Annotated in this window: 15 protein-coding genes; 9 read left to right on the top strand and 6 right to left on the bottom strand. The window is 36.9% G+C overall.

All coding sequences use genetic code 11. The features are described from left to right. Positions 1-40 precede the first annotated feature (40 nt). Both J2Z82_RS05160 and pdaA read left to right on the top strand, forming a co-directional pair. Positions 41-1,351, top strand: coding sequence for a Na+/H+ antiporter family protein (locus tag J2Z82_RS05160; protein ID WP_209479720.1), 1,311 nt, complete (start codon positions 41-43; stop codon positions 1,349-1,351). Between the two features lie 55 nt (positions 1,352-1,406). After that, positions 1,407-2,207, top strand: coding sequence for a delta-lactam-biosynthetic de-N-acetylase (gene pdaA, locus J2Z82_RS05155; RefSeq protein ID WP_209479719.1), 801 nt, complete (start codon positions 1,407-1,409; stop codon positions 2,205-2,207). A 23-nt stretch (positions 2,208-2,230) separates the two neighbouring features. Here the strand turns inward: pdaA and J2Z82_RS05150 are convergent, their stop codons facing one another. Both J2Z82_RS05150 and J2Z82_RS05145 read right to left on the bottom strand, forming a co-directional pair. Continuing rightward, entirely contained in the window at positions 2,231-4,276 is a 2,046-nt protein-coding gene (locus tag J2Z82_RS05150) for an ABC transporter permease subunit (RefSeq protein ID WP_209479718.1), read from the bottom strand. 92 nt (positions 4,277-4,368) lie between these two features. After that, the gene (locus tag J2Z82_RS05145) at positions 4,369-7,359 is read right to left on the bottom strand and encodes an EAL domain-containing protein (RefSeq protein ID WP_209479717.1); all 2,991 of its coding nucleotides are present in this window, start codon (positions 7,357-7,359) and stop codon (positions 4,369-4,371) included. A 212-nt stretch (positions 7,360-7,571) separates the two neighbouring features. Between J2Z82_RS05145 and mbcS the strand changes: the two genes are divergently transcribed. Further along, positions 7,572-9,149 (top strand): acyl-CoA synthetase MbcS, encoded by a 1,578-nt coding sequence (gene mbcS / locus J2Z82_RS05140; RefSeq protein WP_209479716.1) that lies wholly within the window; start codon positions 7,572-7,574, stop codon positions 9,147-9,149. Positions 9,150-9,881: 732 nt separating this feature from the next. Here the strand turns inward: mbcS and J2Z82_RS05135 are convergent. From J2Z82_RS05135 to J2Z82_RS05120, 4 genes are all read right to left on the bottom strand, one after another. Then, complete coding sequence (locus J2Z82_RS05135; RefSeq protein WP_209479715.1) at positions 9,882-10,592, bottom strand: ABC transporter ATP-binding protein; 711 nt, start codon at positions 10,590-10,592, stop codon at positions 9,882-9,884. 1 nt (position 10,593) lies between these two features. Further along, positions 10,594-12,204 carry an ABC transporter permease gene (locus J2Z82_RS05130; RefSeq protein WP_209479866.1) on the bottom strand — a complete coding sequence of 537 codons (1,611 nt, stop codon included), beginning with the start codon at positions 12,202-12,204 and terminating at the stop codon, positions 10,594-10,596. Positions 12,205-12,448: 244 nt separating this feature from the next. Beyond that, complete coding sequence (locus J2Z82_RS05125) at positions 12,449-13,516, bottom strand: Fe(3+) ABC transporter substrate-binding protein (RefSeq protein WP_209479714.1); 1,068 nt, start codon at positions 13,514-13,516, stop codon at positions 12,449-12,451. 198 nt (positions 13,517-13,714) lie between these two features. Continuing rightward, on the bottom strand, positions 13,715-14,749 hold the full coding sequence (locus tag J2Z82_RS05120) for an LCP family protein (protein WP_209479713.1): 1,035 nt from the start codon (positions 14,747-14,749) through the stop codon (positions 13,715-13,717). 494 nt (positions 14,750-15,243) lie between these two features. Here J2Z82_RS05120 and J2Z82_RS05115 point away from each other — a divergent pair, with 494 nt between their 5' ends. The 6 genes from J2Z82_RS05115 to J2Z82_RS05090 all read left to right on the top strand — a co-directional run bounded on the left by J2Z82_RS05115 (position 15,244) and on the right by J2Z82_RS05090 (position 21,030). Further along, positions 15,244-17,373, top strand: coding sequence for an ATP-dependent Clp protease ATP-binding subunit (locus J2Z82_RS05115; RefSeq protein WP_209479712.1), 2,130 nt, complete (start codon positions 15,244-15,246; stop codon positions 17,371-17,373). 184 nt (positions 17,374-17,557) lie between these two features. Then, positions 17,558-18,430, top strand: coding sequence for a ComEC/Rec2 family competence protein (locus J2Z82_RS05110; protein ID WP_209479711.1), 873 nt, complete (start codon positions 17,558-17,560; stop codon positions 18,428-18,430). Between the two features lie 80 nt (positions 18,431-18,510). Next, positions 18,511-19,359 (top strand): SPFH domain-containing protein, encoded by an 849-nt coding sequence (locus J2Z82_RS05105; RefSeq protein WP_209479710.1) that lies wholly within the window; start codon positions 18,511-18,513, stop codon positions 19,357-19,359. Between the two features lie 15 nt (positions 19,360-19,374). Beyond that, positions 19,375-19,554 (top strand): type II toxin-antitoxin system antitoxin, encoded by a 180-nt coding sequence (locus J2Z82_RS05100; protein WP_209479709.1) that lies wholly within the window; start codon positions 19,375-19,377, stop codon positions 19,552-19,554. Between the two features lie 257 nt (positions 19,555-19,811). Further along, positions 19,812-20,186, top strand: coding sequence for a GntR family transcriptional regulator (locus J2Z82_RS05095; protein ID WP_209479708.1), 375 nt, complete (start codon positions 19,812-19,814; stop codon positions 20,184-20,186). After that, positions 20,176-21,030, top strand: a complete 855-nt coding sequence (locus J2Z82_RS05090) for an ABC transporter ATP-binding protein (RefSeq protein ID WP_209479707.1) — start codon at positions 20,176-20,178, stop codon at positions 21,028-21,030. The genes J2Z82_RS05095 and J2Z82_RS05090 overlap by 11 nt, the downstream gene beginning before the upstream one ends. The last annotated feature ends 1 nt before the right edge of the window (position 21,031 follow it).

Here is a 21,031-nt window from a genome sequence, read left to right as displayed (position 1 = left end):
CAAAAGTTAAGGTAATAGATAAAGAGAGGGGAAATCGAAAATGGAATGGGTTGTAGTTGTATCGGTGCTAGTCATGACCATTCTAAGTTTGCTGCGGGTAAATGTTATTATTGCAATTATTGCAGCAGCCATTACTGCAGGCTTGATGTCTGGACTCAATATTATTGAATCAATTGAAATGTTGGTAAGCGGCATGGGTGGTCAAGCAAGTACAGCATTAAGTTATGTCCTGCTCGGAGCATTTGCCGTTGCAATTAGTTATACAGGAATTACCATGATTCTAGTAAATTACTTAATTCGAATTTTAACTGGAAAGAAAACAATTACATTATTGGTAATTGCTGGTGTGGCATCATTATCTCAAAATCTTGTACCAGTTCATATTGCATTTATACCAATTTTAATTCCACCGTTATTAAAGCTTTTTGATGATATGAGAATGGACAGGCGTGGTGTTGCAACTGCCCTGACATTTGGTTTGAAAGCACCTTATGTTATGATTCCGGCTGGTTTTGGTCTCCTTTTTCACGAAGCAATTGTTAAAGGGATGAAGCAAAGCGGAGTTGACATAACAATTACAGAGTCAGCGTTATCGATGCTAATACCTGGTTCCGGTATGATAGTTGGTTTATTGATTGCTGTGTTTATAACTTATCGCAAAGATCGTGAATCGATTCCGGGTGCAGGCGGCGGTGAAGTGAGTTTTTCTGCACCAAAATTGGAACAAGTTAAATTTAATAAAAGTCATTTCCTAACATTAATTGCGATTGTAGCGGCATTAGCAGTTCAATTAATAACCGGGAATTTAATTGCCGGTGCATTAACTGGTCTTGTTCTCATGTTTATACTGCTTGTTGTACCATTTAATAATGGAGATAAAGTAGTATCGGATGGCATTTCTATGATGGGGACAATTGCCTTTGTTATGCTTGTTGCCTCTGGGTTTGGAAAAGTTTTAACAGAAACAGGTGCAGTAGATGCATTAGTTGAAGTATCTTCGGGAATTCTTGGGAACAATAAACCATTAATAGCATTTATTCTACTGCTTGTTGGGTTAGTTGTTACGATCGGTATAGGTTCATCATTCGGAACAATTCCAATTTTAGCGGCACTTTACGTACCAATTTGTATTGCAGCAGGATTCTCACCAATGGCGACAGCTGCACTAATCGGAACCGCTGGAGCATTAGGTGACGCGGGATCACCGGCTTCAGACAGTACACTTGGGCCAACCTCAGGATTAAATGCGGATGGTAAGCACCACCACATTTGGGATACGTGTGTGCCAACGTTTATGCATTATAACATTCCATTATTTATTTTTGGCTGGATAGGCGCAATCATCCTCTAAAATGAATAATTAACGATTCAAATGGAAAAAGTAAGGAAGAAATGGGTGGGTTGTTATGCGAAAATGGAGTTTTTCAGCATTAATTTTCATCTTGACTATCCTTACTTTTTTTCTGTATAGTGAAACGATTTTTGCGAGTAATGGCTACGGATGGGGATTTAAAAAGAATACCGAACACAAAATTCCGGAAATCGGCAAGTACAAGGAGATACTGGAAAGATTCGGATCGTATTACGCGGATGATTCTGGGGATAAAGTGCTTTATATAACGTTTGATAACGGCTACGAGCAAGGCTATACTGATGAAGTTCTGGATGTCCTTCAAAAAGAGAACGTTCCTGCTACATTTTTTCTGACTGGACATTATGTAACAAGTCAACCAAATCTTGTCCAGCGAATGGTTGATGAAGGGCATATTATTGGAAATCACTCGTATCATCACCCGGATTTTACTATTGTATCAAAGGAAACGATGAAAAAGGAACTGGAGTCCTTGGAACAGGCTGTATCCGATGTGTCGAATCAGATAACCCTCAAATATTTGCGTCCACCAAAAGGTATATTTAGTGAAAAGACACTTAAGTGGGCAAATGAGTTAGGATACATCCATATATTCTGGTCGCTGGCGTTCACTGACTGGAAAACAAGTGAGCAAAAAGGCTGGAAATACGCATATGAAAATATAATGAAACAAATTCATCCCGGTGCAGTAATACTTCTCCATACCGTGTCATCAGATAATGCACAAGCATTGGATAAATTAATTACGGAATTGAAAAAGCAAGGTTATACATTTAAAAGCTTGGATCATTTAGTATTAAAAAATATGTTGCCGGCACCTCTTTATGGCTATTAACCAAAAAAATAACGGTGTTCCAATTATGGAGCACCGTTATTTATATCGCCATTAATCATCCGAAAGCTATCCGAATTGATGTTGTAGTCAGGCTTATTAGGGGTATCACGTTTATCACGTTTTTTCTTCATCTTACGCAAGTTATAAATCACCCCAACTTTAGTCTGTTGTATTTCTTTTACACCTTGAATGATAAACTGCATGGCAAAAATACTAAGAATAAAAGCGAGTAGTACCCAGGCAACAATCCAATACTTTCCTGAAGAAAGAGCATTAGTAGTTGAGCCAAGCATTCCTGACCATTCATACGTAATCGATCTCGGTGGATCCTTGACAGCGCCGAATGTCATGTTGGTTCCACCAAAGAAGAAGTTGAAAATTCCTAAGTGCATAAAAATCAGCAGCACTTGAATGAATTGCTGGCCAAGCAAAATTGTCATCCGTGGTCCGATATGCGGTAGCACATGCCTCCAGAAAATATGAAAGTTACTTCCCCCGAGAACCTGCGCACTCTTGATAAATTCTGCGTTCAACACCCGCTTCATTTCGTTCCCCGAAAGCACTGAAGTCAGAGGCACAACGAGTATGGTCAAAATAATGATTTCAAATAATATACGCTCTGTAAACGTGTAAGAAAAACCATTGAACTGCTCCATCAGGATTGGCCTCAGCAGTAAATATGCAATCAGACTTAATGGTAGAAAGTGAATAGAATCGACTGTCTTTTCAACCCAATTTTGCCGTTTTGGTCCCAGTCCAAATGAAAATAATACACCTCCAGCCATTCCGATAATCACGCGGAGAAAGGCAATGATTAAGGCGAAGATTAAAGTATATTTGGCACCGATAACCAGCATATCCGAGATACTGAATCCCAAACTATCAGATCCCAGTAAAAAAGGATCTGGTGGTGGGTGAGGTGGCGTGCTTTTTATTGTAACACCATCTGCTTCGTATACTATTCTGGCCTTATCAATGTGATTATTGCTCGTTATGGAATAAAATGCACTGTAACTGATTATGACAATGAAAAATAGACTTCCTGTCGCAAATTTCCAGTTCTTCATGTGCCTGAAAAATACCATGAATGGAGCAAGCACTGGTTTCCATGGCCGGAATCCAAATCTTCTCCATTTGATATTACGGAATCGCACGAGCAATTCTTTGATGGAGAAGAAAGATAATCTTCCTTTCGGAGGTGTTTCGTCCCCGGTTAAATGTATATTCTGCCCTGTCCATAAATCGACGAGCTGGAAGATTAAAAAGAAAGGCGTAAACAGTAAAATTAGTGATACAGCAATTGTCATTGGTGTAAAGCTTTCAAGGATGAAAAAGCTGAACCCGTGTACATTAAAAATGCGCTCGATAATAAACTGACTTGAAAGTGTTGCCCAAAGTATTATTTTTGTGTGATGAAATGTGGTCGGAAGAATATTTTTTAATATATGTCGGGTTAGTACGCTTAGCTTTTTGATTCCTTTACTTTTTAGGAATAAAACGTAATCCTTGGTGAATTCTTCTTCAATCATCAAGAGCAGAATTTTAAATAAAGAGACCATAGGCAAAATTGCTAAAGTCACTATAGGCCCAGCATAGGCTTTGTCATCAAGATAGGTCGCAACCTGAAATAATTCAATTTCATATGTATGTTTCACATAGATAACAAGCATCTGCAGGATAGCTGCTATGACGATGTCAGGGATAGATTCCAGGAAATCGAGTAGCCTTTTAACGGTATGTAATACTCTTTTAGGTAAGAAGTTTGTAAATAAGGCAAAACTGAATGCGAGCACGAACCCTAGCAGCAACGCACCAATAAGTATTTGCATCGAATAAACAAAAGGCTCCCACAAGGTTCCGATAAGTGGAAATTTACCCGGTGAATTTGGTACTTGATAAACCCAGTATTCAGGTTTAATGAATTCAGTAAGAAATACACCAAGGTCCTTGAAATAATTTAATGGATTAGAGATTCCAGTAGTCTGAAAAAACTGTGGAAAGACACTTATACAAATAATTCCGAAAACTCCGAGTATATAAAAAAGCAATAGTTTAGCTAATTTCATCATTGTTCCAGAGCACCTTTTCAATAGTTTAATATAGTCCAGTATATAGGAAGTAAAAGAAAGTGCATAGAGCTGTCATTCACAGCTCTATGGCATTAAGTATTATTCTTTTGGATATAGGTATAAGGATTTTGGTTAATAAAGTTTGTGTCAGGTATTGTGTGATTCAGCCGGAGCAGAACACTCATTTTATTAATCACACCTGCCAAACGGTCCTCTTCATGTTCGCTAATGTTAAATTCAATACCATAATGGAATGTGTCTCGCTTAGCCTCGTCTTTCCAGACTAATAACCCATCAAGTAGAAATTTCTCCCCCATCAGTTCGATATTGAAGGTAAGTTTGATTGTTGAATTTACCGGGAGCTTAAGTGATGAAAGAATTTTTAATCCACCAAGACCAATGTCCTCAACCAATACTTGAGCGGATCCCAAATTAACCTTCTTCTCATTTACTTCAATAATCGTCATTTCACCAAGGGCTGGGGTAGGGAAACTCAATCGATAAAAACTTCTCCGTTCATCCTCAGGCAGTTTATTTACTTTAGGTTTTGTGGGTTTAATATAACCTGTTTCCAGCATCTGTTCAAATATATCCAATGAAACTGGTTTAGAGAATAAGTAACCTTGTATTTCGTCGCATTCTTTTTGTTTCAGGAAATTAAGCTGCTCGTATTCTTCCACACCTTCAGCTATAACCTTCATATCCATGCCTTTTGCCAAGTGTAATACGGAAGAAATAATAGCAGTATCTTTTTTATTTTCTTCGGTTATATTTTGGACAAAAACCTGGTCAATCTTAATTGTATCTGCATTAAATTCTCTTAAATACGTAAGGGATGCAAATCCGGTTCCAAAGTCATCAATGGCAATTTTAATCCCCAAATCTCTTAAACCATCAAGGGTGTTTAATACATTTTTTTCGCTCTTTAATAAGGATCCTTCCGTAATTTCAAGTTCAAGGTATTTTGCGGGCACATCATATTTGGTGAGCAGGTCTGCTACATATTCAACCAATCCTTTTTTCATGAAACGGATTGGCGATACATTGATTGAAATAGGGCGAGTCGTATACCCTTTATCTATCCATGTACGTATTTGTTTACACACATTTTCAATTACCCAGTCACCAATTTGATGGATAAGGTGATTTTCTTCAGCTAATGGAATAAATTCCCCAGGTGACACCATTCCCCATTCCTCGTGATTCCAGCGAATTAACGCCTCTGCACCTTGAATGACACCAGTTGAGGTGGCAACTTGGGGTTGATAGTATATTTCAAATTCTTCTTTTTCAATGGCTTTACGCATATCTTTTTCAAGTATATATTTCTTATATGAGGTAATATCCCGTGTGAATGAGTACAACTGGTAATTATTTTTTCCTAGTTGTTTAGCGTGAAATAAAGCAGCATGAGCACTCTCAATTAAGGTCAGCTTGTTTTCACCATCCTCCGGAAAAAAGCTAATTCCAATACTTGTAGTTACATGCATTTCGTACCCATCAACAGTGACTGGCTCTTCAATAGCCTCGATAATTCGTTCAGCCAGGTTGAAAATAAACTCCTTCGATGGGTAGTCTTCAAAGAGAACGATAAAGTCATTACTGCTGATACGGGCAAGATAGCCCCCATCAGGTAATGCCGATAATAATCTGCTTGCGACCTTTTTAAGGACTTCATCACCAATCTGATATCCAAGTGAATCATTGATAAGTTGGAAGCGATCCAAGTCCAGGTAAAATAAAGCAAATTTAGTGGATGATTCATCCTTGCATAAATAATCTACTTTTTCATATAAGCTGCGCTGATTTGGAAGAGCTGTTAAAGTGTCGTGGGTTGCGAAATGTTTCAGCTGTTCCTGCATTTCAATTTCACCAGTAACATCCGCAAGCATTCCAAAATAATGGGTTAATTGTCCTTCATCATTAAACCAGGGTAAGGTTTGATCATAAATCCATTTAGTAGTTCCATCTCCACAGTTTATCTGATACTTAAGGGATAGTGATTTGCCTTCGGTAAGTAAGTTTTGTTTTTCTATTACTTCTTCTTTGTCAGACTTGTGGACCATGTTTTGCCAGATTATTGGTTCGTTATATAATTTGTCTAAAGGATATTGCAGTATCTCTTCTGCACCCTTAGAAACATACTCTACCTTTCCTGTATCATATTCCTTCAGCCAAAACCCTATTATTAAATGGTCAAGTAATTGTCTTGTGTTTTGTTTGGACTCATCCATCTGCTTTTCCAAAAGCTTTTGGGTTGTATAGTCTCGTACTACTCCAACAAGTTTATATGGTTTGTTATTTTTCCACATTACTTCAGCTTGTACTCTTAAGTACCGTATTTCATTGGTCTTCCCATGAAAAATTCGAAATTTAGAGACATAACTTGTACCTTTTTCAATTGCATTTTCAACCATTTTTCTTGCCTTTTCGTCATCATCCGGGTGTATAAACTCAAATGGGGTATCCATTGATACCTTAGAGTGACTTTTATCCAGTCCAAAGATGTCATAGGTGTAGTCAGAACAGGATATTTCATCATCATCAATCACGTATTCCCAGCTGCCTATTTTAGCAATTTGCTGGGCATGTTCCAGATGACTTTTGTTTAACTCTAATTCTTCCAGTGTTTGTTGATGTGTAGTGTTATCTCGAACTATGATATATACCCCTTCAGTACTACCATTTAATTGTTTAATAGGAATAAACGTAAGATTTGTATGTAACGTTTCCTTACTTTTATTTAATAACGTCATTTCAAGTCTATTTGTTTCGCCTTTTAATGCTTTGTAGAATGTTGACTTTAATTGATGATAGTCCTTTTTACTCAAAGACGCTTTATGGTCAATCGATTCAATCGGAGTATATCCCAGGAATTCATTTATACTGCCTCTATTTTGGGAGAGAATTTCCCCGTTTGGTGAAAGGACGATAATCAGGTCCGGGTGATACATTGCTAAAGAAGCAGAGTAGTGTTCTAACAGATTTTTGTCTGTATTATTTTCTCCTGTATTATCTTTCTTTTTGTTGAATAATGATGATAATAAATTTGATCTATGCTGCTTATTAGGCCTGTTCCCCATACCTAATCATCCCTTCTTCACTGCAATGATATAAAATTGCCAATTATGTACATTAAAAGTAACTTATATTGTAATACAGAAGCTTCATCTTTGGAATAGTATTTTGAAAAATTTGCCGATATAAGTCGAATACTTTTGCTGTGTCTATTTTATTTAAAATTTTCTTAAATTTTGCTATACTACGACTATAACCTAGTATTGGAGTTGATAAGATGAACAGAGATGATTTAATTGCTCCTAAAGATTATAATATCGTAATGGAAATGGAGCGTTTTGCAACAGATCCAACTAGAAAAGCTTTGATTTGGAAAGATGATAAAGGTGCATCAAAAGAGATTACCTATGAACAATTGATGAAGAATGTAAATAAAATTGGTAACGCATTCCTGGAAAATGGTTTGAAAAAAGGGGATAAAATCCTCATTATGATTCCAAGAATGATAGAAGCATATGAAACATATTTAGCAGCATTAAAAACAGGTATTATCATTATCCCAAGTTCAGAAATGCTGAAAACAAAGGATCTGCAATACCGAGTCAGTCATGGTGAGGTAAGTGGTGTAGTAAGTTATTATCCATTTGTTGATCAGTACAAAGACATTAGAGAATATGATCAATTAGCATTGTTTTCAGTAGGGAAACAAGTTGAAGGCTGGCATGATTTGGATTCATTAAAAGAACAGGCTTCTGATCAACTGGAAATGGCCGACACTAAAAGTGATGATATTGCATTCCTGCCATATACATCCGGTACAACTGGGAATCCAAAGGGAGTCGTACATACGCATGGCTGGGGGTACGCCCACCTGAAAACAGCCTCTGAGAATTGGTTATGTATTAATGAAGGAGATAAGGTATGGGCAACAGCAGGACCAGGCTGGCAAAAATGGATTTGGAGTCCATTCTTATCAGTGCTAGGTGCGGGTGCAACTGGGTTTGTTTATAATGGTAAATTTGATCCGAAAACATACTTAAGTCTCCTGCAGGGTAATGAAATTAATGTATTGTGCTGTACGCCAACTGAATATCGTTTGATGGCGAAAGTAGATAATCTGACAGACTATCAATTGCCTGCGTTGCACAGTGCGGTTTCAGCAGGAGAACCTTTAAACAGGGAAGTTATCGATACGTTCCAAAAATATTTTAATGTGACCGTTCGTGATGGCTATGGTCAAACAGAAAATACATTATTATTAGGTTTTATGAAGGATATGAAAGTAAAACCAGGATCGATGGGTAAACCGACCCCTGGCAATGATGTAGACGTTGTTGATGAAAATGGAGAACCGTTACCGGCCAATGAAATCGGTGATATTGCAGTTAAGCTTGATTGTCCTGCGCTGTTCCAGGAATATTACAAGGATTCGGAACGAACAAAAATGTCACAGCGCGGTAATTACTATGTGACAGGTGATCAGGCATCGAAAGACGAAGATGGGTACTTTTGGTTTGAAGGACGAAGTGATGATATCATTATTAGTTCCGGCTACACTATCGGACCTTTCGAAGTGGAAGATGCCTTGGTCAAACATCCATCTGTGCAAGAATGTGCCGTTGTTGCAAGTCCAGATGAAATTCGCGGAAATATAGTTAAAGCGTTTATTGTACTTCAAGCAGGTGTTGATCCAAACAGTCCTGATCTGGTTAAGGAACTTCAGGATCATGTAAAAGATTTAACAGCACCATACAAATATCCAAGACAAATTGATTTTATTGAAGAATTGCCGAAAACTACCTCTGGGAAGATTAGAAGAGTGGAGTTAAGGAAGAAAGAAAGCATTAAAAAATAAGTTTAGAAAACTTGAAATTACTGCTTAACTGCCAATTAAAGGCTGGGACAAAAGTGTTTTAGACAAAGTAAAATCCGAACTATGATTCGAAATTCTTGAAATAGAATTCGAATTAGTTCGGATGTTTGCAGTAAGAAAGTTTAACTACTTTCTTACTGCATAAGCGCAACTATGGCATTCACCAAAAGGCTTGGTGAATGCCTAGTTTTTTTAATGTTGCTGATTAGATATAAAACTGCGACATAGATTAGATTAATATCATTTAGTGAGGATCACTAACCGCGCAGTTGGAATATACTCGCTTTCCGTGGGCTCACCACGAGCCTCCTCGCTCGCAAAGAACGCTCCCTGTGGGGTCTCTTAGGCTCGCTGTCCCACAGGAGTCTCGCATATTCCAACTGCTGGTTTAGATGGTCTAAAATCTTGTTCATCACAACATGCATTTATTTTTTTGAATCAGTGAACAAAACCTAGCGGAGGAAATACACGTAGACTCCTGTGGGAGCTGAGGCCTAGATGAGACTACGCTGCGACGTAGGAGCAAGGAGGCTCATCAGCCGCCCACGGAAAGCGAAGTGTATTTCCGGAGCGCCATCATAGCACTCAAACTTTTTAAAGAGTACTTCGCAGTTTATACCAATTACGTATTAGATTTAACCATTGATAATGAACATTCTTAACTACATATCCTGCTATTATTCGTCTTTAAAGTAGAGGTTTTTAGTTCGTCATTCATTTAATTACTTCTAACCGTTTTTTATCAACAGTATGAGTGGTACAAATAGATTCCCATTCATAAGCTGCACCGTCGCGCATTGTAATGATACGATCAGCAATCGCACGTGCATCTCTTCTGTCATGGGTTACAAAAATAGATGTAATACCCGTCTTTTTAATTATATCTTTTAATTCATTTCTAATTCTTATTTGTAAATCAGCATCTAAATTACTGAATGGTTCATCAAGCAGTAGAAGTGAGGGTTTGGGAGCTATCGCTCTTGCTAATGCTATACGCTGCTGCTGACCTCCACTGAGTTCATGAGGATAGCGCTTTTTATATTTGACCATGTTGACTAACTCAAGCACTTCATCAACACGCTGCTTCTTTTCCTTCTTGGTATGACCCTTCAAACCGAATTGAATATTCTCTGATACAGTCATATGAGGAAATAATGCATAGTCCTGGAATACCATACCGACGCCTCTTTTTTCCGGTAAAACAAAATGGTAATCATCAGTCATAACTTCATTGTTTACTGTGATTGAACCTTTTAATGGAGTTTCAAGTCCAGAAAGCAGACGCAGTACAGTACTTTTTCCACTGCCGCTTTCACCAAGAATTGAGACAATTTCTCCCTTGGTAACATCAAGGTTAAATTGATGTATAATATTCTCTTTTGAATTTGCGTAGCAAAAGGAAACATCTTTGATTTGAATATACATGTTATCTTGGCCCCTTTTCTAAAACTTGGTGAAATATATAAATCGCAATTCCGCTGATTATAATAATAATAATAGATGCTAATGAAGCTTCTTGTATCTGCTCATTACTAGCATATTGAAAGGCTTTAGTTGATAATGTATCAAAATTAAACGGTCGTAAGATTAAAGTTAGTGGAAGTTCTTTTAGTATTTCAATAAAAGATAATAAAAATCCGCTAAGAATCGCACCTTTTATTAAGGGGAAATCAACCTTAATAAAAGTCTTTGTTATTCCCATGCCTAATATCCGTGATGCCTCTGTATATTTACTCCCGATCTCATCAAACCCGGATTCAATCGCATTAAATCCAACCGCTAGAAATCGGACAACATATGCAGATATAAGCATAAACAAACTAGTGCTCAAGAATAGCGAAGGTTGCATCCCGACAGACTCATAAACACCAAAAAGCAAATTATCAATCTTTATAAAAACTGTAATAATACCGACTGCAATTACAGCACCAGGAATTGAATAACCAAGAATAGTGATACGTGAAGATGTCTTGGCAATAAAACTCTGATGCATACGTGCAAAGTTAGCAATGATAACAGCAAATGTAACAATAATAAGTGAACCTACAAATGCTACAAATACTGAATTGCCAATTAACGTTACAAATGCTGGTTCAATAATTTTTCTATAGGTTAAAAGCATCCAATCAATCAATTGGATAAATGGAATTAAAAAACCAAGCCCAAATATGATAGAACAATAACTAAATGCAATCCAGCGTTGCCATCCATTTAATTGTATTGTGGAAAGCGGACGTACTTTAGCGGAAGTCTGACTATACCGTCTGCGAGAACGGAGGAGCTTTTCAATAATTAAAATAGAGAAAACGATAAACATAAGCGTTGCTGATAATTTAATAGCAGCATTTAAATCGCCCATTCCAAACCAGGTTTGAAAAATAGCCGTACTAAAAGTTTGAATACCAAAGTATTTGACCACACCGTAGTCATTCAATACTTCCAGTAAAACAAGACTGACTCCTCCAACAATTGCACTTCGGGAAATTGGAAGAACGATCCGAAAGAAAACGGTATACGCATTTCCCCCAAGTAAACGGGCATTCTCAATCAGTGAAGAAGACTGGTTAGCTAAAAAAGTACGGGTTATCATGTATACGTATGGGTACAGAAACACTGTGAAAATAAAAATTGCCCCAGGCAGTGTCATAATATCAAAGTAGTCCTGATTTACGGTAAAATCAAGTTTATTCCGTAATATTGTTTGAATGGTTCCTGTGTAGTTTAGTATCCCATTATACGTATATGCAGCAATGTATGGAGGGATTGCTAACGGTAAAATTAGCCCCCATTTGAAAAAACGTTTTAGTGGGAAGTCATAAGCTGAGATAAGCCATGCTAAACTGGTGCCGATTAAAATAGTAAGTATGCCTGTGAATAGTATAATGATAGAAGTGTTCTTTAACAGTAAAGGCAGGATATATTCTTGTATATGCTGCCAATTGGAAGTTTCTTGGGTAAAAAAGTTCAATAAAATTGAAACGTTTGGTAGCAGAATCAAAATAACAATAAATAAGGATAAAAATGTCCATAAGTTCATATAACCAGGTAACTTTCGATACAGCTTCAAAAACGTACACTTCCCTTAGTCATGGATGAGGTTTTACACATGATAATAAAAAAGGTATTAATATATCAATGATAACAGTTCTCAATTATAATGTATATAAAAATACTGCATCTTTTACAAATACTGATGCAGTATTTTTAAGCAGCTAAGGAAATACTTTCTTACTGCATAAGTTATTTATAATTTCACCATTAAGGATGAGTAATAAGAGAAGTTATTTCCATCCAACTTTATTCATTATCTTAATTGCTGTATCGTTATTTTCTCCTAACTCAGTTAGGTTAAGTTCCTGTTCCTTAAACTCACCCCATGATTTCAATAGCTCAGTAGGTTCCACATCTGGATTGGCAGGGTACTCATAGTTAGCTTTGGCAAATTGCTCTTGGGCACTTTTAGTTGTTAGAAACTCTATGAATTTAATAGCATTCTCTTTGTTCTTACTACTTGCTGTTAAACCGATTCCACTAATGTTTACATGGGTACCGGTTGTTTCTTGGTTTGGAAAAATGATACCAAGCTGTTCAGCTGCTTTTACTTGTTCTTCCTCTTCGGAATTCAGCATTTTACCTAAATAGTAGGTGTTCATTACTGCTACATCACCTTCACCTGCAGCAACTCCAATTGCCTGGTCACGATCTCCACCTTTTGGGTCTCTTGCCATATTATCTACAATGCCTGAAGCCCATTTTGTAGCACCTTCCTCACCATCGATAGCAATTAGTGATGCTAATAAAGATTGGTTATATATGTTAGAAGATGAACGAATTAGTACTTTATCCTGAAAAGTATCGGATGTTAGATCTTGGTATGTTTGAATATCTTCAGGATTAACCCGGTCTTTATGATAAGTAATTATACGAGCGCGCTTTGTTAATCCAATCCAATTATTTTCTTCATCACGATACTTATCTGGAATATTTTTGTTAACTGTATCACTTTTTACTTCCTGCAGCAGCCCTTTTTCTTTTGCAATGTGCAGACGTCCTGCATCAGCTGTAATAAATAGGTCAGCCTCAGATGCTTTTCCTTCACGGTCCAATCGTGCTATTAGCTCATCATCTTTACCTTTAATAACATTCACTTGGATTCCTGTCTCTTCTGTAAACTGGTCATATAATTCCTGGTCAGTTTCATAATGACGCCCTGTATAAAGGTTGATTTCTCCTTTAGCACCATTAGACTCTTCAGAAGTATCACCATCCTCTGAAGTATTTCCGCATGCAGCTAATGAAAGTATAGATAATAAAGCGATTATGCTGATTATAAAAAATCTGTTATTCATAAGTAATCTCCTTTGATATTAAGTGTATGTACCTAATTGATAATGAATTTCATTTTCAATAATTATTTTACAGAAAAAAGAAAACAAGTCAATGGATTTATGAAAATTAATTAGGAACTGTGAGTAAAAGTAATAGTCAAAATTAAACGTCATAACATGAGGGGGCATCGACGTATCGATATCACATTCTTATCATTATCAATCATCCTGAACTTTAACAGCAGATATTCCTAACTCCTGCTTTAGTTTTTTGGATATCTTAGCAAGGTCTTGATCAGTAGGGATGAAATAAGATACCCCATTTACCCGCTGATTGGAGCCATCTATTTCAAATGTTTCAATAGCCGCGGTTTCTATTGAGGAGTATTCCTTTTCTAAAGCATAGATTTCAGCTGGTTTTAAGCTGGTTTTAACGTGCTTACCGAGTATATCTGTTATTTCTCCTATTCTAAAAATAGTTCCAACCGATATTGCTTCACTAATCGCTGCTTTAATAAACTGGCGCTGTCTTTCATCGCGAGGGTAAGAATTATTAACTGCTCTTTTCCGCATTCGGACGAAAGCTAGTGCTTCTTCGCCACTTAACTTTGTGGTACCTTCTGTAAAATAAATTCTCTTGTCATTGTTATATATATTTTTTTCCCAAAAACCTTTCTTAATGTCTATTGTTACACCACCAAGTGCATTAACAATATCACGAAATCCCTCGAAGTCGACTGCTGCATACTCATCAATCGGTATATCAAGTAGATTTTCTGCAGTTTCGACTGTTAGTTTTGTTGCGCCGTATCCTGAAAGAGAGGCATATGTATATGCTGCATTAATTTTATGAAATCCAGCATGTTCCCGCCCAACAGCTTCTGCTGGTAAATTAACTCTGGTATCTCTGGGGATCGATGTCATTGTCATCTTGTTTGTGTCCGGATTGAGTGTAACAACTATTTGCGTATCGGCACGTCCATTTTTTCCTCCGGAGGAATAGTTTTCAATCCCCAACAGCAAAATTGAAATTGGATCTTCTCCAATTGTGACAGTATCATTTCGCAGTTCGGATTTACCCCCAGGACGATCTAATTCATTATAGGATTCGTTTGCTGCATTGTAAGTTTGAAGTAATAAGTAAATTCCAATTCCAATAATAATTACGATAAGAAAGATAACTGAATACAGTAATCGTTTCTTTCGTATTTTTGATCTTTTCAGTTTCCTTCGTTCTAATCTCAAATCTTGCATAATAAATCCTCCGCTTCAGGTCACCCGGCGATAGTCAATTTAATAGGTACTTTCTTACTGCAAAAGTGTAACTAAGGTTTATAAATATTAATGCTTGTCCTCAAAGTATAAGAAGTCCTAAGAAGGCAAAATACACTTTCAGAAGAGTCCTTTAACGAATGCCGATATGTCTAATCAGCATTTTAAATATTATTATATGTAAATTAAAGTGAAAATAACAATTAGATATGTTTTAGAATATTAGTGAACGGATAAATCAAAATAATAATTAAGATTCTTAGTAAAAAAATTAATCTTTAATACTTGAAAGTCAAAATTGGTCAGAGTATAATAAAGTTAAAGGTCAAATATAGTCAAAGTCAAACCTTTTTAGCAGTTAAGAAAGTTTAAAAACTTTCTTACTGCATAAGCGCAACTAAGGCTTATCTATATAGAGGCTTGACGATAAGCCAAGTTGCCTAATAATAAATTGAAATCACAAGGAGGAGTGACATATGAAGTGTCAACAATGTGGTATTCACCCAGCATCAATTAATGTAGCCATGCAAATCAACAATGAAAAAATGCATATGCACGTTTGTAATGAATGTTTCAAAGAGATACAAGGTCAATTAATGAACGGTGGTTATGGGTCAGCTCAGAATAATCAAGATAGCTTTGCGGATAAATTTTTCCAAGGAAATGGTCAAAGCTATACCGGAACAAAGACACAACAACAAACAGGAAATGGCGATGGATTATTGGATCAGCTTGGTAAAAACGTTACAGATGCAGCACGCGCTGGCTTAATCGATCCTGTTATCGGCCGCGACAATGAAGTGAAACGAGTCGTCGAAACATTGAATCGTCGAAATAAGAACAATCCTGTTTTAATAGGTGAACCTGGTGTTGGTAAAACAGCTATTGCTGAAGGACTTGCCCTCCGAATTGCTGAGGAAAATGTATCTGCCAAACTTATGAACAAGGAAATTTATCTATTAGATGTTGCTTCACTTGTAGCAAACACAGGTGTTCGTGGACAATTTGAAGAACGCATGAAGCAACTTGTTCAAGAACTGCAATCACGTAAAAATGTAATCTTATTCGTTGATGAGATTCATTTATTAGTAGGAGCTGGTACTGCAGAAAGCTCGCAAATGGATGCAGGAAATATTCTGAAGCCTGCATTAGCCAGAGGCGAAATGCAGTTGATAGGTGCTACAACATTAAAGGAATATCGTAAAATTGAGAAGGATGCTGCACTAGAGCGTCGTTTCCAGCCAATCATCGTGAAAGAGCCTTCGGCGGATGAGGCAACTCAAATTTTAAATGGAATAAAATCTCGTTACGAAAGTTTCCATGAAGTTCGGTACTCTGAAGAGGCAGTTAAAGCGTTTGTAACATTATCACAGCGCTATATTCAGGACCGCTTTTTACCAGACAAAGCTATCGACCTTATGGATGAAGTTGGTTCACGTTTAAACCTTTCAAATGCAGAAAAAGATTCTAACTCCATTCAGCAAAAGATAGAGGAAGTTGTCAGTGAAAAAGAACAAGCTGCAGAAAAAGAAGACTATGAACGAGCAGCAAATTTACGCTATCAAGAAATTCAATTGCAAAAGCAGCTGGAAACAGCTAAAAATGACGAACAGGTTGTCGATGTTGATGTAGCTGATATTCAGTTAATTATTGAAGAAAAAACTGGTATACCCGTAACAAAACTGCAAACTGACGAGCAAGAGAAAATGAGAAATATCGCAGAAAATATTGGAACAAAAGTTATCGGACAACCGGAAGCAGTTAATAAAGTTGCCAAAGCAGTTCGCCGCAGCCGTGCCGGTCTAAAATCAAAATATCGTCCAATTGGATCATTCTTATTTGTTGGTCCAACTGGTGTAGGGAAAACCGAATTGACTAAAGCACTCGCCGAAGAATTATTCGGTTCCCGTGAAAGCTTAATTCGTCTAGACATGAGTGAGTATATGGAGAAGCATGCAGTGTCTAAAATTATTGGATCACCACCAGGTTATGTAGGGCATGAAGAAGCGGGACAGCTAACAGAACGTGTTCGACGCAACCCATATTCGATCATCTTGCTGGATGAAGTTGAGAAAGCACATCCAGATGTACAGAATATGTTCCTGCAAATTATGGAAGATGGCCATTTGACCGATTCACATGGACGAACAGTAAGCTTTAAAGACACCGTAATCATCATGACTAGCAACGCTGGAACTGGTGTGAAGGAAGTTAATGTTGGATTTAATAAAGACGCACATGAATCAGTTTCAACACTTGAGAACTTAAGTGACTATTTTAAACCTGAATTCTTGAACCGTTTTGACGGTATCGTTACCTTCAATGAACTAGCTGAGGATCATTTAATAGAAATTGTTGATCTAATGCTTGCAGAACTAGAAGAAAGAATTGAAGAAAACGATATAAGCATCACTGTATCTGATGATGCAAAAAGAGAATTAGCAAAACTTGGCTATGACCGGCGCTTTGGTGCAAGACCTTTACGCCGTGTTATCCAAGATAAAATTGAAGATCAATTAACAGATCTGATTTTGGAAGAAGAAACAGTTAATGCTGTTCATGTAGACGTAACAAATGGTGAAATTGTTGTTGTAAAAAGTGAATAACATTTAACAATGGGAAGCCGCTGACATAATGTGTCAGCGGCTTTTTATAGTTGGAGAACTAATCTGATTTAAAATATACCGGGAAGTGAAACAGCACCACGCTTACTGTTTACTGTTATACGTATGATTAATCGGATTCAGTGAAAAACTATATAGAGATAAAATTTGATAAAGGATGTCTTTCATGCAGAGATACTTACGAATGAGTGCTTCGACCATGTTGTTGGTGTTCTTTGTTTTAACCGGTTCTGGTAATAATGTTTACGGGGAACAAACCGAAATGGATGTCCACTTCATTGATGTTGGCCAAGGAGATAGTATGTTGATACAAACGCCATCTGATAAAAATATTCTAATTGATGGTGGCCCACCTGAGGCTGGAAAAAAAGTAGTTGCCTTCCTTGAAGATCATAACGTTGAAAAAATTGATCTACTTATTGCTACACATCCTGATATCGATCATATTGGCGGGCTTACACATGTTATGAAGTCATATGAAGTAGACCGGATTATTGACTCGGGGAAAATATATTCAACCAAAACATATGCCATGTATATCAGTCAAATACTGAAACAGCGGATTCCAATTGAAATAGCAAAGCAAAATGCTCTGATTAAGATTGACCCATTTTTCAAAGTTCGAATTTTAAATACACATACGGGAAATAAAGATAATAACGATTCATCGATTGCGTTAAAAATCAGCTTTAAGGAAATAGACTTTTTGCTCATGGGCGATGTCGAAAAAGAACAAGAAAAGAAACTGTCGAAAAAATATAATCTGCAGTCCGAAATCATAAAAGTGGCTCATCATGGTTCAAACTCAAGTACCACGTCGGATTTTTTAGATAAAGTAAATCCGGAGCTTGCCATTCTTACATATAGTAAGAAAAATGACTATGGGCACCCAGTTGATCGGGTTATCGAAAATTTAAACAACGTTCACGCAGCTATATACTCAACTGCAGTATTCGGGGACATTACGATTAGTACAGATGGCGAAAGTTACCTGATTGAAACTGAGAAGCAGCCAACAAGTAATTTGGACGCAAGTTAAATTTACAATTTTAAACAATTGTGATATCATTATAATATTAAATTAAATTAAACCAACTATTCTGGGGAAGGTGTGTTTACATGTTACGTGAAAAAGATGCGTGGATGATGAATGGCTATGTTGGTATCCTTACTATTGCAGTTCTGCTAGCCGTTACAGTAGGTAGCTTATTTCAAGAATTATATGTTATTGGTGCCATTTGTTTAGCAATTGCGATCATATTGGGAAGTGGTATTACCTTAATACAGCCCAATCAGTCAGTTGTAGTTATTTTCCTCGGAAAATACATGGGGAGTATACGAAAAGAAGGTATTGTAGTTACAGTTCCATTTTCATTGAGACGTACAATATCACTTCGGGTACGTAATTTTAACAGTAAGCGATTAAAGGTCAATGATGTCAATGGTAATCCAATTGAGATTGCAGCAGTAATAGTATTCAAAGTTGTCGATGCAGCAAAAGCAGTATTTGATGTTGACCAATACGAGGAATTTGTAGAAATTCAGAGTGAAACTGCTATTCGGGCAGTGGCAACCAAATACCCTTATGATACTTTTACTGATGAAGAATTAACGCTCCGTGGCAATGCTGAAGAAATTTCAAGCCAGCTAACCAAAGAACTGCAGGAACGCCTGAAGGTAGCAGGTGTTGATGTCATCGAAGCACGCTTAACACACCTGGCATACTCCACTGAAATAGCACAAGCTATGTTGCAACGCCAGCAAGCGAGTGCGATTATCGCTGCACGTAAGCAAATCGTTGAAGGTGCGGTCGGAATGGTACAGGATGCGGTTAAACGGATCGAGAAAGATGGGATTGTTGAATTGGATGAAGAACGTCGTGCTGCGATGATTAATAATCTACTAGTATCAATCGTTTCAGATAATGGTACACAGCCGGTTGTTAATACAGGTTCACTTTATCAATAGAAAAAGAGGGATTCTATGGCTAAAAAGAAAAACTTTCCGCTAAGAATAGACCCGAAGTTATATGATATTTTGCAGTCCTGGGCCAAGGATGAATTCCGCAGCGTTAATAGTCATGTGGAATACTTACTTCGCGAATCAACTATGAAAGCAGGAAGATTGCCAAAAACACAAGATAAAAAAATAGGAGAAGATTGATAGGCTCTGCATATTACATGTACAGGGGCCTATTTTTTTCTGTTTGAATCAATTTATTAAAAAATAAAGATTTGCAGAATTTATAATTCAAAAGTTTTGCGCGCATCCCGGTACGATAGCGTACGTTATTCAGTTGAAAGAACTATGCAATCATACTTCAGTTTCGTAAAATTTTCTAAAAATTTATTGACAAGTGATCAATATAGTTATATGGTTAGTTACATAACTAATTAACCAATTAACCAAGGGGCTTACTTATGAAAAATCAGTTAGATGAAACTAAACCTATTTTCCTTCAGATAAAAGAGCAGCTGGAAGACTCAGTCATCAACGAATCGGTTAAGCCGGGCGAACGGGTCCCTTCCACAAATGAATTTGCAGGCTACTATCAAATCAATCCAGCAACAGCAGCAAAAGGGATAAATGAGCTTGTTAATGAAGGAATTTTAGTTAAACGAAGGGGTGTTGGGATGTTTGTAACAGAACATGCTAAGACAATTTTAATTAAGAAACGGAAGAAAACTTTTTATGAAAACTACATGCTGCCTCTTAAGAGCGAAGCGAACAAATTGAACATCAGTAGGGAAGAATTATTGGAAATGGTGGAAAGAGGGGAAACTTATGAAAATTGAAGTTAAAGACGTCTCTAAAAAATATAAAGATACAAATGCGCTTGATAATGTTTCATTCACGCTTAATGAACCCAAAATTTATGGATTGCTTGGAAGAAATGGGGCAGGAAAAACAACTTTTATGGAAATATTATCAGGACAAATATTAGCATCGGAAGGACAGATTTTGATAGATGGAGAGCCTCCTTTTGATAATCAGCGATTAACAGAAGCAATTTGTTTAATTAAAGAAGGAAACAACTTTAAAAGAGATCTAAAAGTAAAAAATGTACTCCGTATTTATTCCTATTTTTATCCAACATGGGATCAGGGGCTGGCTGATGAATTAATAGCTGAATACAACTTAAATCTTAATGCCAAAGTAAAAGCCTTATCAAAAGGGATGGTATCAGCTCTCGGAATAATAGTCGGTTTGGCAAGTAAGGCTCCAATCACGATATTTGACGAACCATATATAGGGCTTGATGCTGCAGCACGTAAGAAGTTTTATGAGATTTTATTGGAAGAATATGAATCTGAAAAACGAACAATTATTTTTTCCACCCATTTAATTGATGAAGTTAGTCTAATGTTTGAAGAAGTTCTTATTCTGCAGGATGGAAAATTAGTACTAAAAGAAGAAGCAGAAGAATTGCGTAACAATACATGTGCTGTTTCTGGAACGGTTCAGGATGTTGAAGAATTTGTTAAAGGTAAGGAAGTAATTCAGAGTAAGAATCTTGCTGGGATGATGACAGCCTATGTGTATGGAAGTATAGAACAAGCAAAATCAGCAGGCCTATCTGCAGAGGGAATTCCTATTCAGGAACTGATGATTTATTTAACGGAAAAGAAGGGGGCATAAC

Origin of the sequence: Virgibacillus litoralis (genome assembly GCF_017873675.1) — a bacterium.
GTDB lineage: Bacteria > Bacillota > Bacilli > Bacillales > Amphibacillaceae > Lentibacillus > Lentibacillus litoralis.
Note: the sequence above shows the minus strand (reverse complement) of the source record. Positions and strands in the feature narration are given on the sequence as shown.